The organism is Microbacterium sp. SORGH_AS_0428, assembly GCF_031453615.1.
Classification (GTDB): domain Bacteria; phylum Actinomycetota; class Actinomycetes; order Actinomycetales; family Microbacteriaceae; genus Microbacterium.
The window spans coordinates 1,422,869-1,437,382 of record NZ_JAVIZT010000001.1 but is presented as its reverse complement, the minus strand read 5'-3'; the positions used below and the strand labels follow the sequence as shown (position 1 = coordinate 1,437,382).

The window sequence follows — 14,514 nt, the reverse complement described above, 5'->3', positions numbered from 1 at the left end:
GCAGGAGCGCGAACGGGTGATCTCTTCGGATCCGCAGGAGTTCGGGCCGATGGCGGCCGCGCCCACGCACGGCGAGCCCAGCCCGCCCGGCGCAGCGAACGCGATGACGAGGCCCCGGCGGGTAATGCCCGCCGGGGCCTCGTCATGTGCTCAGGCCGCGCGGCGGCGACGTCGCACGAGGTAGGCTCCCGCGCCCAACAGCGCGAGTGCGGCTGCGCCGAGCGCCCACAGCGGTGACGTGTCGACGCCGGTCTGCGGCAGGGATCCGCGCCCGGCTGCGGCGGGCGCAGCGGTCGAGGGATCGGATGCGGCAGCCGCTCGCACGGTGGGTGTGAACGTCGCCGTCACCTCGGTGCCGCGGGTGTCCGCCACACGGTACGTGACCGGCGTCGCCGCGCCGACGAAACCGGCCTCGGGGGTGAAGACGATGCGCTCGCCGTCGAGGTCGTACCGGCCCTGGCCCGCGATCGTCACCGAGCTCACGGGCGCCGCGGCCGCCCGGGCCGAAGCGTCACCGGTGCCGTCCAGCAGCGTCAGGGTCGCGGCATCCAAGGGGATGTCGGCGTCTCCGGCGCGGTCGTTGGCGAGCGGTTCGACGGTGATCGGCTCGCCCGGTGCTCCGGATGCGGTGTCGTCGACCGCGACAGGGGTCACCGCGACGAAGCCGTCACCGAGGTCGGCGACGAAGGACGCCACCCACGCGAGCGCGGAGTTCCAGTTGACCGTGATCTCGTTCACCGACCACGCGCCGATGTCGTCGACGTAGCAGGCCTGCGGTGCGCACCCCGCGAGCCAGGCGCTCGCGACCGGATCCTGGATCGACGAGTTCGGTCCGCCGGCCACCGTGCCGATCGGCGGATGCGGCAGCTGCGGGTCGAGAGCGTTCGCGTACCACCGGCTGTGCTGATTGCGTGAGTCGTTCGTGCCGTAGCCGGTCACATAGGACTGCCCCAGCACGTTGCGGCCGAACAGGTAGTCGTATGCCTCGATGACCGCGTCCGCGTAGCGCGGGCGCTGCGTCAGATCGAACGCCGTCGCCAGCACGACCTGGTTGTTCAGCACGGCCGAGTTCGAGCCCCAGTCGTACAGTCCTTCCTTCGGGGCGTAGGGCTGACCGAACGGCTGCGCCTTCTGGTCGGCGATGAGCTTCTCCGCCGCATCCACGACCGACTGACGGATGCGGTCGATGTCGGGAAGGTCCGTGCCGAACCGTGCGAGCTGCATGCGCCCGAGAGCCGCGACGTCGCCCCAGTAGAAGCCGCCCGCCGTGAAGATGTCGGCGGTGTGCAGCGGGTTGTTCTCGACCTCGTCGCGGTAGCGGTCGCTGCCGGTCGTGAGGTAGAGCTCTGCCGCCGCCCAGTAGAACTCGTCGGTGACGGTGTCGTCGGCGTATGTGCCGCCGCCCACCCCGTCCTCCTCGGGTGCGAGCAGGTCCGGGTGTGCGAGAGCCGCGTCGTAGGCGGTTTCGGCCGCTTCGCGCAGGCGCGAAGCGAAGGCCGCGTCGTACGGCTCGAACAGGCGCGACGCCTGCGCGGCCGTCGCAGCGAGGTTCAGCGTGGCTGCCGTCGACGGGCGGTGCAGCAGTCGCTCCTGCGGGTCGTCGTGCGGCATCAGCGGCAGGCCCGTCCACGCGCGATCGGTGACCTTGTGCCAGGCCATCCCCGCCAGCGGGTCGCCCGCGGGAACCTGCATCTTGAGCAGGAACTCCAGCTCCCAGCGCGCCTCGTCGAGGATGTCGGGCGTGCCGTTGCCGCGCTCGGGGACGGCCAGGGTCGAGTCGCCCAGAGCGGCCTCGGTGCCGGCGGGAAGCGAGCGCTCGTACGCCGACAGCAGCTGGGCGACGGCGATGCCGCCGTTGACCACATACTTGCCGTGGTCTCCCGCGTCGTACCATCCGCCCGTGACGTCGTGTCGGTCGGAGCAGGTCCAGCCGTCCGACCACGTCTGGGGCTCGAGGCAGCCGACGTTGCCGTCGCCCTGGTTCGCGCCCTCATCCACGTGTCCCGCGGGACGCGCGTAGTCGGCGCCCGCGATGTCGCCGTCGATCGCGATGCCGGATCGGTTCGTGTAGAAGAAGCGCAGCGAGTCGGTGCGCAGCGACTGGAACACATCGGCGGCGATGCGGAACGGGTGGCTCAGCTCGGCGCCGACGCGCAGCCGCATGCCGTCGCCGGTCGCGGTGACGTCGGAGAAGTCGATCGTGTGCACGTCGACCCCGGCGCTCGCGTCGAATCCTGCGGGAGTCGTGGCGCCGGTCGCGACGGCGGCGCCGCTCGCGTCCTCGAGCGTCCAGGTGAGCGGCTCTGCCGCATCCGTCACGACCGTCGCGCGCTTCGGCCCGCGCGGGAGGTAGCCGACCTGATTGACCTTCACCGCCGGGCCGGTATCGGCCTGGTAGGTGTACTTCGTGCCGGTGAGGGTCACATCGTCGAAGCAGATGACGGTGCCCTCCGGCACGCCGCCGACGCGGAACTGCACCTGCGAGAGGTGGAATGTGTCGGCGGGCGCGGTCTCGAACGTGTAGGAGTACGTCTGCGCCGTCGTGCCCACGGTGAAGGTGCGCTCGACGAAGTCCTGCGTCGACGCGCCCGAATAGGTGCCGACCTTGGTCGAGGCCGTCACCGGAGCCGAGGCGGATGCGGTGAAGCTGAGCCGGAAGGCCGTCTCGCCGGGGAGGGGGATGTCGTTGTGTCCGACGAGCACGTCCCAGAGGTTGGCGGTCGCGCCGGTCACGGTGGCGCAGAGGTTGCTGTCGGGGCTCGACAGCGTCACGGGACCGGCCGTCCACCAGGGGTCCGTTCCGCTGTCGAACGTCGGGTTCGGCAGCAGCTGGTCCGTGCCGACGACCGGGTCCACGGGATCCGGATCGACGGGCGGCACGGAGTCCTCCTCGAGGAGAGAGACGTTGTCGAGACAGAAGGTGGTGGGGGTGCTGTTCGCGCCGAGGCGGAACTGCAGATCGGAGACCGTGCCCTGGCCGAAGTCGCGGGCGGTGAAGGTGTAGCTGAGTGTCTGCCACGCATCCGTGAGCGAGGCGGTCTGGCTCGTGTAGGTGCTGAACGATGCATCGGCGACCTTCGGGGCCACCTGGGTGACGAGCGTAGCGGGGTCGCTCGCGCGCACGTCGGCCTTGAGGATGTAGTCGACACCCGCCGTCAGCGGCATGTCGCTCTGCCCGATCAGCACGTCCCACGGGTTGGCGGTGGCGGGCACATCGGCGCAGAACACGCCGCCGTCGGTGCGGAACGCATCCACCCCGGCAGACCACCACGGTTCGTGTCCGGAGGTGAACGTGCCGTTCTGCACGTAGTCGATGGGTGCCGCGCTCGCGGCGGTGGGCAGAGACACCGCACCGGCGGTCGCCAGTGCTCCGATCATCACGACGGCAAGGTCGCGTCTCACGTGTCGCGTCGTCGCGCGCATTCAAGCTCCTTCGCTCTGGGAGCGCTCTCAGAGAGCGCTCCCACGGAACTTAGCAGAACGCATGCGGGCGTATCGAAAGATTTCGACAACCTTGTGGAGCGTCTAGGCGGCCGCCCGCCGGATCGCCCGCACGAGAGGTTCGGTCGAGGCGAGCGAGGCCAGCACGAGCGCCACGCCGACCGCGAACGTCACGGCGATGATCAGCAGCGATGTCGGCGCGAGGACGAGGGTGATGCCGATCACCGGCAGGCTCAGTGCGATGCCCGCGAGTGCGCCGCCGAGCGCGGCCCAGCGCAGGGGGAGAAGCACGGTGATGCGGCGGGCGCGGGCGAGGTCGGTCGCGGGCACGCCGAGGCGGTCGAGGCCGACGATCAGCTCGCGGTCCTCGAGCACGGATGCGGCCTGCGTCACCCCGACGGAACACGCCAGGAGCAGGAAGGCCGACACGAGCGTGACGAGCACGCCTGTACGGATGTCGGCGAACACCGTACCGCTGTCGGCCGTGTCGTCACCGGCGAGCGCGACCAGGCTCATCCCCGCTCCGCCGACCACCGCGATGAACGAGACCATCGCGATCGCGGAGACGCGTCGCCAGGCGACGGAGGCGTGGGCGGCGAGCTCGCGTCCGGCGATCAGGTGCGCCGCATCCCCGGCGCGGCGAGCCATCGCGCGGCCGCGCGCGGCGACGATCGGGGTGCCGATGAGATTGAGCAGTCCGAGGGAGCCGGCGAACAGCCCCAGCAGGAGGGCGAGCGAGACGGCGGGGCCGACCAGCTGACCGATGGTCGAGAGATTCAGCACGATGAGGGCGACGGCGGCGGTGCCGATCACGCCGACGACCACGGCGGTGCGGCGGCGAGGTGCGGGGTCCGAACGCCGACGCACGCCGAGCGGCGTGAGCGCGACACGGCGCAGCCCGAGGGTGGCGCTGACGGTCGCGAGCGCCACGACGCCCACCAGCACGAGGGCGAGCACGTCGAAACCGGCCCATACCGCCGCGGTTCCGATCGGACCGCCGAAGAACGGCAGCAGGCCCACGAGCGGCAGGGCGGCGACGTAGACGATCGCACCCGCGACGGCGCCGACGGCGGCCGTCGCGGCTGCTTCGATCACCGTCATGGCCGCGACTTCGCCGGAGGTGGCCCCCAGCAGACGCAGCGTCGCGAGGCGATCGTCGCGCCTCCGGCTCGACAGGCGCGCGGCGGCGGCGCCGAGCGTCGCCAGCGGTACGGCGAGCAGGACGAGGGCGAGCACGGCGAGGATGCCGTACATCCCGGTGAACGCCCCGCCGCGATCGTCGGTGAGGAACATGCGCGTGCCCCCGGCGACGATCAGCAGCAGCGTCGTCGTGGCGGCGAAGGCGACGATCGGGAGCACGAGGGCCGCACGTGACTGCCGCGACGGCCGGGCGAGCAGGCGTGACAGGGTGAGCGTGCGTCGCACCGCGCCCTGCGTGGCGACCGCGCTCATCGCTGCGCCTCGCTCATCGGCGCGGCGTCGAGGATGCGGCCGTCCCGCATCCGGACGATGCGATGGCAGCGCGCCGCCACGTCGGCGTCGTGGGTGACGACGACGAGGCTGCGACCCTGTCCGACCGTGGCGTGCAGGAGCGCCGACATCACCTCGGCGGACGTGGCCGAGTCGAGAGCGCCGGTGGGCTCGTCGGCGAAGACGAGTGGCGCGCCCGTCACCTGAGCGCGGGCGATCGCGACCCGCTGCGCCTGACCGCCGGAGAGCTGGCCGATGCGGCGGTCCTCCATGCCGGCGAGCCCCAGAGCACGCAGCCATCCGGCGGCGTGCTGCTCTGCGTCGTGACGCGCCACGCCCTGCACGAGCAGCGGGAGAGCCGCATTCTCCAAGGCGGTGAGCTCGGGCAGCAGCAGGTGCTCCTGGAACACGAAACCGAGCTGACTGCGACGGATGGCGGAGCGTCCCGTCTCGTCCATGCCGACGAGCTCGACCGGATCGTCCTGGCCGAGGCGGACGGATCCGCCGTCGGGGGCGATCACTGCGGCGAGACAGTGCAGCAGGGTCGTCTTCCCCGACCCTGAGGCGCCCATCACGGCCACGGCCTCGCCGGCGGCGATCGTCACGTCCACGCCCGCGAGGGCGGTGAGCGGGCCGTAGCGCTTGACGAGACCGCGCGCGACGAGAACAGGACGAGAAGGTGAGGGAGCGTGCATGTCTTCCAGCCTCGTCGGCGGATGCGGCGATGTCGTCGGCCTCGGGCACCATGCGCGTCATCCTCGGGGATGATCGCGGCCGTGTCGCGGGATTGATACACAGGTGCGACGGCCCTGCGACCGACGGACGAGGCCCGCTCGGTACGGTCGTTGCATGAGCAGCACCGTCCCCCGCATCCTGGCCCTCGTCGCGACCGTGGGCGTCCTGGTTACCGGCTGCGCCGGCGGGCCGCGTCCGGCCGTCCCCGTCGCTGTGAGCACGCCCGGCTCCTCCTCCGCCCCGACCGTCCCGGCTGTGGCCGGCTATGCGCCCGGCGAGGTGCCCCCGGTTCCCCTGTTCACGATGCCCGACCTGTCGCTGCTCGACAGCTCGCTCGGGGGATTCGCCGTTCAGGTGGACCGCGAGATCGCGCCGCGGCCCGGCCTCGAGGTGCGCCCCGCCGCGTGCGGCGACGTGACCGAGCGGGCGACCGCCCAGGGCTCCGTGCTGCTGTACGGCGACGGGTCGGGAACCTTCACCGGACCCGACGGTACGGTGCACAACTACGGCGACGGTTCGGGCAGCTTCACCGTCAACGGCGTGACGGCGAACGTCTACGGCGACGGTTCGGGCTCCTACATCGCCGACGGGATCGAGATCCACAACTACGGCGACGGCTCCGGCTCGGTGACGACGACCGACGGCGCGACGTGGGTCTACGGCGATGGCTCCGCTTCGCGCACCGGCAACGGCGTCGAGCACTGGAACTACGGCGACGGATCCGCGATGTACCGCGATGCCGACGTCGAGATCCACAACTACGGCGATGGGTCGGGTTCCTACGTCGCGGCCGGCCTGGACATCCGCAACCACGGCGACGGCACGGGCACGGTCAACGGCGAGCCGGTCGAGGTCGACGCGCTCCCCGCCGTCGCGCCGGTCGGGGTCTTCCCGCCCCTCGGCACGCTCGCGCCCCTCTCGTCCTGCGGCACGACCATCACGCTCAGCGATGGCGTGCTCTTCGACTTCGACCGTTCCGAGATCCGAGCGGATGCGGCCGGCGTGCTCGATGAGCTGGCGGCCGCGATGACGGAACTCGACGTGCCGTCCGCCGAGATCGGCGGGCACACCGACGCGATCGGTTCCGACGGGTACAACCAGGAGCTGTCCGAGCGTCGCGCCGCATCCGTGCTCGCAGCCCTCAAGGATCGCGGTGTCACGGCGTCGCTCAGCGCGGTCGGTTACGGCGAGAGCGCGCCCGTCGCCGCGAACGAGATCGACGGCGTCGACAATCCCGCCGGACGCCAGCTCAACCGCCGCGTCGAGATCTTCATCCCGGCCTTCTGAGCGGACGCGACCATGAAGAAGACGCTCCCGATCCCGCTCGTCGCCCTCGCCGTGCTCCTGACCGGCTGCTCCGTCGCCTATGAGGCGCCCGGCGCTCCCGCGGTCGATCCCGCTCCGTCGTCGACACCGGCGCCGGCCGCATCCGCTTCGAAGGAGCAGGAGCCGAACGTCTCGGTGCCTTCCGCTGCCGCATCCGACGATCTGCGCGCCCGCTACGCCGACGTGGCACAGCAGACCTCCTGCGCCTCGGGAGAGGTCGTCGTCTCGCAGGCGGGCGCGACCGTGTCGATCACGGGGGAGTGCGCCCTCGTGACCGTCGCCGCGAGCGGCGCCGTCGTGCTGGCCGACCGCATCGGCACGCTCGAGATCACCGGGGCGGCCAACCAGGTGCAGGCCGCATCCGTCGACCTCGCCCGATTGGGCGGTAGTGGCAACGACGTGCGGTGGGAGAACGGCACCGCAGACGTGACCGATACCGGCGTCGCCAACACGGCGCGCGCCACGACCGGAGGATGACCAGCATGTCCCAGCCCCCGCAGCAGTACGTCTACGTCACCCGGCCCACCGACGGGCTCGCCATCACGTCCTTCGTGCTGGCGCTGCTCGGCTTCAATCTGCTCGCGGTGATCTTCGGGCACGTCGCGCTCTCCCGCATCCGGCGCAGCAACGCGGCAGGAGCGGGCTTCGCGGTCGCGGGCCTGGTGATCGGCTACCTCACGCTCGCCGCCATCGCCGTCCTGATCCTCGCGGCGTTCGGTATCGGCATCTGGGCGGTGAATGCCTCATGAGCGACCAGGCGCGCACCCGCGTGCTGCTCGTGGACGACGAGGAGGCCATCACCTCCACGCTCGCCCCCTTCCTCGAACGCAGCGGATTCGACGTACGGGTGGAGGCCGACGGTGAGAGCGCCCTCGCCGCGCACGCCGCCTTCGCGCCGCACATCGTCGTCTCCGACGTGCTCATGCCCCGCATGGACGGCCGCGAACTCGTGCGGAGCCTTCGCCGCGCGGATGCGTGGACCCCGGTCATCATGCTGACGAAAGTGGACGCATCGTTCGAGCGCACCGCGGCGCTGGAGGAGGGCGCCGACGACTATCTCGGCAAGCCCTTCGACCCGCCGGAGCTCGTCGCCCGCATCCGCGCCGTGCTGCGCCGCACCGCCGGCGGCGGGAAACCGCTGACCGCCTCCTCGCAGCTCGTGAGCGACGGGCTGCGCCTTGATCGTGTCGCACGCCGGGCGCAGCGGGAGGGTGCGGCGATCGAGCTGACGCCGAAGGCGCTCACGCTGCTCGAGTACCTCATGTCGCACCCGGACGAGGTGCACACGAGGGAGCATCTGCTCGAGACCCTGTGGGGGTTCGAGTTCGCCGTCACCACCCGCGCCGTCGACCACCGCATCGCGGAGCTGCGACGCGCGCTGGGCGACGACGCGCAGCAGCCGCGCTGGATCGAGACGCTGCCCGGTGCGGGCTACCGTTTCTGTGCCCCGGTGAGCGCCTCATGAGGGCATTGCGACCGGCACTGGTCATCGCTCCGCTCGCCGTCGCCGTGCTCATCGCCGTCGTGCTCGCACTCGCGGGCGGCAACGGCTCCCTCGTGCTGCGGATGCCGCTTGCCACCGTGCTCGTCGTGGCGGGGGCGCTCGTGTCGATCATGCTCGTCCTGCTTCTGATCGTCCGCCCGGCGCGCGCACGCCGACGCGACGCTGCGCTCGCAGCGGCGCGCGGCGAGGGCGCCGTCGCAGAACGCGACGCGCACCGGCGGTTCCTGCGGCGCCTCGATCACGAACTCAAGAACCCGGTGACCGCCATCCGGTCGGCTCTCGCCGCGGGCGAGCAGACGCCGCCGGAGAACCTGGCGATCGCTTCGGCGCAGGCGGCGCGGCTGAGCGGCGTCGTCACTCAACTCCGGGCCCTGTCTTCGCTGGAGACACGGCCGATCGAGGCGTCGCGGGTGGATCTGAGCGTCATCGTCGAAGAGGAGGCTGCGGCGCTTCGCGACGAACTGGCCGCCCGTGGCGCTGATCGCCGCGTGGAGACCGTGCTGCCGACCGTCCCGTGGCCCCTGCCGCCGGTGACGGGAGACCCGGACCTGCTGGCTGTCGCCGTGCGCAACCTGCTGCTGAACGCCGCGAAGTACTCGGGCGACGGTGCGCGCATCGAGGTGCGCGGCACGGAGGAGACGGATGCAGTCGTCATCGAAGTCGCCGACACCGGGTGGGGCATCCGCGCCGAGGACCTGCCGTTCGTCTGGGACGAGCTGTGGCGGGCCCAGGACGCGCGCGGTGTGGAGGGTACGGGACTCGGTCTCTCCCTCGTGCGCGTCGTGGTGCTCCGCCACAACGGCGAGGTGTCGCTGCGCTCGCAGCTCGGACGCGGGACGAGCGTGCGCCTGACGCTGCCGCGCGCGCCCCGCTGAGCGCGCCCAGGCGATCCGCACGTCGTTCTCAGGTCTCGGCTCGTAGGATGGGCGACGATCTACGGGGAGCAGTGCGTGCACGTCCTGCCGCACCTGCCGTTTCTGTGTACGAGAGGACCCGCGTGAGCCCGACCCGAAGCGGGCGCCGCCAGACGGTGGCGCGCCACGGCCGATTGCGCTCGCCGCATCCCGTCGCACAGTTCTTCAAACTCGTCGCGGTCTCCCTCGCCGTCGTCCTCGTCGCAGGCATCGGCATCGTGGGATACAACGTGTGGAGCTTTGCGACCAACCTGAACGAGGACGCGGTCGCGCTGGAGGGCCAGAGCGCGGTGCCGCCGGACATCGGCGCGATCGAGGGCGGCGTGAACCTCTTCCTCGCCGGCACCGACGCCTGCGAGCCCGACTACGCCGCGCTCTTCGGAGACCGGTGCACGGGTGCCGACTCCGAGGGCGACCTCAACGACGTCAACCTCCTGCTCCACATCTCCGACAACCCTCGCCGCGTGACGGTCATCTCCTTCCCGCGGGACCTCATGATCCCGATCCCCTCCTGCACCCGCGAGGACGGCTCGGCGGTGTCCGCGATGAGCAAGCAGCAGCTCAACTCGACCTTCTCGTACGGTGGTCTGAGCTGCGCCGTGAAGACCATCTCCCAGCTCACCGGCCAGAACATTCCGTTTGCGGCATCCGTCACGTTCGGTGGTGTGATCCAGATCACCGATGCCATCGGCGGCGTGGACGTCTGCATCGCGAACGGCATCCGCGACCCCTACACGGGGATCGACTGGCCGGCCGGAACGCGCAACGTCCAGGGTCTGGACGCCCTGCAGTTCCTGCGCACCCGGCACGGCGTCGGTGACGGCGGCGACCTCGGCCGTATCTCGAACCAGCAGCAGTATATGTCGCGGCTCGCGCGCAAGCTCGTGGGCGAGGGTGTGCTCAGCGACCCGGCCACGCTCTACAAGCTGGCGACCGTCGGCGTCGAGAACGTCACGCCGAGTCAGAGCCTGACCAATCCGATGACGCTGGTGCAGATCGCGCTGGCCGTCAAGGAGGTGCCGTTCGACGAGATCGTCTTCGTGCAGTACCCGACCGTCACCGATCCCGCCGACGCGAACCGCGTCGTCCCGAACCGCGACGCCGCCGATGCGCTCTTCGCGGCGATCGAGGCCAACCAGCAGCTCGTGCTGACCGGCAAGACGAGCCAGGGCGACGGCACCGTCGCCGCCGACCCCACCCAGTCGCCGACCCCCGAGCCCACGGAGTCGGCCGACGTCGCTCAGCCCACCACTCCCGCCGACAGCGTCGCGCTGCCCTCCTCGATCGCAGGACAGACCGCGGCCGAGGAGACGTGCTCGAACGGAAACCTCCGCTGATGGCAACGCGTCCCCGCCGCCGCGGAACGGTCGCCCGGCACGGACGGCTCCGCTCGCCGCATCCGCTGATGCAGGCGCTGGCCGTCGCCGGGGTCGCGGTGGCCGTGGCGATCGTCTCCGCCGCGGGCGTCGTCGGGTTCCACGTGTGGGATGCCGCGGCGACCATCGGCAACAACGCCGTCGAGATCGGCAACGAGGGCGATCCGGCCCTGCCTCCCGGGCTCGGTGAGATCGAAGGCGGCGTGAACCTGCTGCTCGCCGGCACCGACTCGTGCGAGGGCCAGGATCTGCGGATGTTCCCGCGCTGCGGCATCGACGACGACGGGGGCGAGCGCAACGACGTCACGATGCTCGTGCACATCAGCGACGAGCCGCGTCGGGTCACCGTCGTCTCGTTCCCGCGCGACACCTACGTGCCGATCGCCGAATGCCAGGACGCCGACGGCAACACGGTCGGCGGCGGCACGGAGAAGATCAATGCGTCGTACATGTACGGCGGTCTCGGGTGCACGGTACGCACCGTGGAGGAGCTCACGGGCGAGGACATCCAGTTCGCGGCCGCGATCCGTTGGACCGGTGTGATCAATCTCTCGGACGCCGTCGGAGGCGTCGACGTATGCCTGCAGGGCGACATCTCCGACCGGCACACCGGACTCGCGCTCTCGGCCGGCACGCACACGCTCCAGGGCATCGAGGCTCTGCAGTTCCTGCGCATCCGCCACGGCATCGGCGACGGGACCGACCTCGGCCGCATCTCGAACCAGCAGCAGTTCATGTCGTCGCTCGTGCGCAAGCTGCAAGGCGATGCGGTGTTCGGGGATGCGGGCAAGCTGCTGAACTTCGCCAACGTCGCCATGACGCAGCTGCGTGACAAGCAGCTCGTGCTCGACAAGCAGCTCGCGAACCCGACCAGGATGGTGCAGATCGCGATGGCGCTGAAGGATGTGCCGTTCGAGGACATCCTGTTCGTGCAGTACCCGACGGCGTACGAGGGCGATGGACTGGTGCCCATCTCGGATGCCGCAGACGCGCTGTTCGCGGCGCTGCGCGAGAACCGGCCGCTGCAGCTCACGGGCGAGGCCAGCGGCGGGTTCGGCGTCGAGGTCACGGGCGAGGCGCCCGGCGCAACGACATCTGAGCCGACCCCCGGCGCGCGACCGAGGGCGGCGAGGCACTGCCGTCGGACACGGCGGTTGAGCTGCCGTCGTCGATTCCGGGGCAGACGGCGAATCAGGTGACCTGCACCGTTCCGCAGAAGTAGCGCGCTACGCGTCCGAGCGGTGCGGGGCGACGGCCGCCGAAGAGGGCCGTCTCCGACGGAGGAAGAGCGTGATCGCGGTCGCGCCCGCGGCCGCGGCCGGCAACCACAGCGCCACGGGGCCGACCAGGCGCGCCGCAGCGGCACCGCCCACAGCACCGATCGCGATGGCGAGCCACAGCGCGAGGTGCCGCATCCACGCGCGCCGGTCGCCGCCGCGGAAGGCCGCGACGATGTTCTCGGCGAGCTTCATGAGCTGCCCCGTCATGTACGTGATGCCGAAGGGGGCGGCGCCGTCGCGTGAGTGCACGGCGTTGGTGGCGCCCATCGCGGCCGCGAGCACCGGCCCCGCCGCGAGAACCACGCCGAGCCCCGCGAGCGCGGCGGCCGCGAGGAGCATGGCCGCGACGAGCGTCATCACACCGCGCGATCGGGCGCGGATGGACACGGCCGTTCCGGTCACCCCGCCGACGACGAAGGCGGCCACGAGCAGACCTGCGTATGCGGCCGCGCCCCACGCGCCGCCTGTCAGTTCTGCGGAGGCCTGCGTCGTGTTGCCGCTCATGAACGACACGAAGAAGCCCCCGAGCATGACGAAGGCGAAGCCGTCGACGAAACCGGCCAGCAGCGCAAGCGCCGCCGAACTGACGAGGTGTTTCGGGTCCACCGCATCCCCTTCCGGATGCGGTGCCTACCGCATCCGCTATCGAGTATCCGGGACCTGTTCGGTGGGGACGAACCGACCGGTTATGATGGACGGGTGTGTTCGGCGCAAGCCGCCACTGGAGACGTCGCATAGTCAGGCCTAGTGCACCACCCTGCTAAGGTGGAGTCCCCGTAAGGGGACCGAGGGTTCAAATCCCTCCGTCTCCGCCATGAGCCCCGGTACGCCGGGGCTTTTGTGTTCTATCGGGCCCCGCCCCGCATAATGGGCACGTGTCCTACACCGTCGAACGTCGCCGCAACCCGAGCGCCTGGGCTGGATTCTGGTTCGGCCTCGCGGGGCTCGTGCTCATGCCCATCCCGCTGTTCATCGGGCTCATCCTGGGCGGTGGGCTCTCCATCGTCGCGGCCGTGTTCACGGTGATCGGCCTGTTGAAGGGGCTCGCGCGCAGCGGACAGGGCATCGCGCCCGTGGTGTTCGCGATCATCTTCATCCTTCTCACCTGGGGTGGCATCTCCGTCGGCGGCGGCACCATCTGGTGACGAACCCGCTGCGGGAGGTCACGGCGATCAGGCGGACGCTTTCGCCTCGGTGACGTCACGAGCGAGCGAACGCGGATCCCGGATGCGGCGAAGCGGTGATGCGCCCACCCAGATCACCGTGAGCAGCACCCCCGCGCAGCCGATCGCCATGCCCCATCGTGTGCCGATGATCTCGCCCACCGCACCCCCGGCCGCCGCGCCGATCGCTACGACGCCGTACGAGATCCACCGCATCGTGGCGTTGACGCGGCCCAGCAGGTGGTCCGGCGTGCGCAGCTGACGCAGCGTCACCGCCGCGACGCTCGACAGCGACGTGCCCGCGCCGTTGACAGCGAACACGACGACGAGGACTGCGACCAGTGCGGTCCCGCCCCACGCGCCGGGGAGGAACGGAAGCGCAGCGAGCACGGCGCTCTCCGCGGCAGCGCATGCCACCAGCACGGGGCCGGCTCCGAATCGCGCCACGCTCGCCGGTGCACAGGCGGCGCCGATCACGGCCCCGATCGCGCCGAGTCCGAACACCAGGCCGAGGTGGCCGGCCTCGAGCCCGAGCTCACGCACTGCGTGCACGGTGAAGAGCACCATGATCCACTGCGCGAAGAGGTTGTAGATCGCCGAGAAGCCGAGCAAGGCGACGAGGTAGCCGTCGCGGCGGACGAACGCGAGTCCCTCGCGCAGGTCGGCCATGGCGCTGCGCCCGGATGAGGCGGGGATGGCCTCGGGCGTGCGGATGCGGAGGAGTGCGGCGGCGGAGACGACGTACGCAACGGCGTGCACCGCGAGCGCCCCCGCGGCCGAGAGGGCTTGGATCAGCAAGCCCGCCAGCCCCGGTCCGCCGATCTCGGTGGCGGCGACCGTCGCCTGGAGCCTGCCGTTCGCCCGCTCGAGCTGGTCGCGCCCGGCGACCGTCGGCAGGAACGACTGATAGGCCACTTCGAAGGCGACGGTGAAGGCGCCGAGCACCCCGACGAGCACGACGAGGACGGGCAGAGTCAGCACCGCCGCGAGAGCGAGCGCGACGATCACCGCGGTCACCGCCGCGCGGGCAAGGTCTGACGTGATCAGGATGCGGCGCCGTCGGGAGCGATCGACCAGCACCCCGAGCGGCAGCGCGAGCAGCAGAAAGGGCACCCACCGTGCCGCTCCGAGAAGCCCCGCTTCGCCGGCGGAGGCGTGGAGCGCCAGCACCGCCAGCATCGGAACCGCCAGCTCGCTGATCTGCGCGCCGACCGACGAGGCGCCCTGCGCCAGCCAGAACCGACCGAAGTCGCGGCCGAGACCCGCGCGATGTGGCCTAATGGATAAGCGGCTGAACATGCATTA

13 protein-coding genes and 1 tRNA gene are annotated in these 14,514 nt (G+C 71.1%); 9 read left to right on the top strand and 5 right to left on the bottom strand.

Annotated elements, in window-relative coordinates; genetic code table 11:
- Positions 1 to 150: 150 nt before the first annotated feature.
- The 3 genes from QE374_RS06795 to QE374_RS06785 all read right to left on the bottom strand — a co-directional run bounded on the left by QE374_RS06795 (position 151) and on the right by QE374_RS06785 (position 5,606).
- Complete coding sequence (locus tag QE374_RS06795; protein WP_309733323.1) at positions 151 to 3,423, bottom strand: glycoside hydrolase family 9 protein; 3,273 nt, start codon at positions 3,421 to 3,423, stop codon at positions 151 to 153.
- 102 nt (positions 3,424 to 3,525) lie between these two features.
- Positions 3,526 to 4,893, bottom strand: coding sequence for an FtsX-like permease family protein (locus QE374_RS06790; protein ID WP_309733320.1), 1,368 nt, complete (start codon positions 4,891 to 4,893; stop codon positions 3,526 to 3,528).
- A complete protein-coding gene (locus QE374_RS06785; protein WP_309733318.1) occupies positions 4,890 to 5,606 on the bottom strand; it encodes an ABC transporter ATP-binding protein in 717 nt (238 codons plus the stop codon). The genes QE374_RS06790 and QE374_RS06785 overlap by 4 nt, the downstream gene beginning before the upstream one ends.
- Before the next feature lie 154 nt (positions 5,607 to 5,760).
- Between QE374_RS06785 and QE374_RS06780 the strand changes: the two genes are divergently transcribed.
- The 7 genes from QE374_RS06780 to QE374_RS06750 all read left to right on the top strand — a co-directional run bounded on the left by QE374_RS06780 (position 5,761) and on the right by QE374_RS06750 (position 11,965).
- Positions 5,761 to 6,933: an OmpA family protein gene (locus QE374_RS06780; RefSeq protein WP_309733316.1), complete on the top strand. Its 1,173-nt coding sequence runs from the start codon at positions 5,761 to 5,763 to the stop codon at positions 6,931 to 6,933.
- Between the two features lie 12 nt (positions 6,934 to 6,945).
- Positions 6,946 to 7,449, top strand: coding sequence for a DUF3060 domain-containing protein (locus tag QE374_RS06775; RefSeq protein WP_309733314.1), 504 nt, complete (start codon positions 6,946 to 6,948; stop codon positions 7,447 to 7,449).
- Between the two features lie 5 nt (positions 7,450 to 7,454).
- The gene (locus QE374_RS06770) at positions 7,455 to 7,721 is read left to right on the top strand and encodes a DUF4190 domain-containing protein (RefSeq protein ID WP_309733312.1); all 267 of its coding nucleotides are present in this window, start codon (positions 7,455 to 7,457) and stop codon (positions 7,719 to 7,721) included.
- Positions 7,718 to 8,437: a response regulator transcription factor gene (locus QE374_RS06765; RefSeq protein WP_309733310.1), complete on the top strand. Its 720-nt coding sequence runs from the start codon at positions 7,718 to 7,720 to the stop codon at positions 8,435 to 8,437. The genes QE374_RS06770 and QE374_RS06765 overlap by 4 nt, the downstream gene beginning before the upstream one ends.
- Complete coding sequence (locus QE374_RS06760; protein ID WP_309733307.1) at positions 8,434 to 9,351, top strand: HAMP domain-containing sensor histidine kinase; 918 nt, start codon at positions 8,434 to 8,436, stop codon at positions 9,349 to 9,351. Before QE374_RS06765 ends, QE374_RS06760 begins: the two co-directional genes overlap by 4 nt.
- A 122-nt stretch (positions 9,352 to 9,473) precedes the next feature.
- Positions 9,474 to 10,727 (top strand): LCP family protein, encoded by a 1,254-nt coding sequence (locus tag QE374_RS06755; RefSeq protein ID WP_309733305.1) that lies wholly within the window; start codon positions 9,474 to 9,476, stop codon positions 10,725 to 10,727.
- On the top strand, positions 10,727 to 11,965 hold the full coding sequence (locus QE374_RS06750; protein WP_309733301.1) for an LCP family protein: 1,239 nt from the start codon (positions 10,727 to 10,729) through the stop codon (positions 11,963 to 11,965). Before QE374_RS06755 ends, QE374_RS06750 begins: the two co-directional genes overlap by 1 nt.
- 27 nt (positions 11,966 to 11,992) lie before the next feature.
- On the opposite strand, the gene QE374_RS06745 is transcribed toward QE374_RS06750, so the two are convergent.
- Positions 11,993 to 12,652 (bottom strand): DUF1275 family protein, encoded by a 660-nt coding sequence (locus QE374_RS06745; RefSeq protein ID WP_309733299.1) that lies wholly within the window; start codon positions 12,650 to 12,652, stop codon positions 11,993 to 11,995.
- A 117-nt stretch (positions 12,653 to 12,769) separates the two neighbouring features.
- On the opposite strand from QE374_RS06745, the gene QE374_RS06740 reads away from it, so the two are divergent.
- Positions 12,770 to 12,861 (top strand) — tRNA-Ser (locus tag QE374_RS06740).
- A 60-nt stretch (positions 12,862 to 12,921) separates the two neighbouring features.
- Entirely contained in the window at positions 12,922 to 13,191 is a 270-nt protein-coding gene (locus tag QE374_RS06735) for a hypothetical protein (protein ID WP_309733297.1), read from the top strand.
- A 27-nt stretch (positions 13,192 to 13,218) separates the two neighbouring features.
- Here the strand turns inward: QE374_RS06735 and QE374_RS06730 are convergent, their stop codons facing one another.
- A complete protein-coding gene (locus tag QE374_RS06730; RefSeq protein ID WP_309733295.1) occupies positions 13,219 to 14,508 on the bottom strand; it encodes an MFS transporter in 1,290 nt (429 codons plus the stop codon).
- Between the last annotated feature and the right edge of the window lie 6 nt (positions 14,509 to 14,514).

Bases quoted from the DNA above. Each gene is read 5' to 3' on its own strand.
- QE374_RS06750 (WP_309733301.1), top strand. From the start codon at position 10,727: ATGGCAACGCGTCCCCGCCGCCGCGGAACGGTCGCCCGGCACGGACGG.
- QE374_RS06760 (WP_309733307.1), top strand. From the start codon at position 8,434: ATGAGGGCATTGCGACCGGCACTGGTCATCGCTCCGCTCGCCGTCGCC.
- QE374_RS06795 (WP_309733323.1), bottom strand. From the start codon at position 3,423: ATGCGCGCGACGACGCGACACGTGAGACGCGACCTTGCCGTCGTGATG.
- QE374_RS06790 (WP_309733320.1), bottom strand. From the start codon at position 4,893: ATGAGCGCGGTCGCCACGCAGGGCGCGGTGCGACGCACGCTCACCCTG.
- QE374_RS06770 (WP_309733312.1), top strand. From the start codon at position 7,455: ATGTCCCAGCCCCCGCAGCAGTACGTCTACGTCACCCGGCCCACCGAC.
- QE374_RS06730 (WP_309733295.1), bottom strand. From the start codon at position 14,508: ATGTTCAGCCGCTTATCCATTAGGCCACATCGCGCGGGTCTCGGCCGC.
- QE374_RS06785 (WP_309733318.1), bottom strand. From the start codon at position 5,606: ATGCACGCTCCCTCACCTTCTCGTCCTGTTCTCGTCGCGCGCGGTCTC.
- QE374_RS06765 (WP_309733310.1), top strand. From the start codon at position 7,718: ATGAGCGACCAGGCGCGCACCCGCGTGCTGCTCGTGGACGACGAGGAG.
- QE374_RS06780 (WP_309733316.1), top strand. From the start codon at position 5,761: ATGAGCAGCACCGTCCCCCGCATCCTGGCCCTCGTCGCGACCGTGGGC.
- QE374_RS06775 (WP_309733314.1), top strand. From the start codon at position 6,946: ATGAAGAAGACGCTCCCGATCCCGCTCGTCGCCCTCGCCGTGCTCCTG.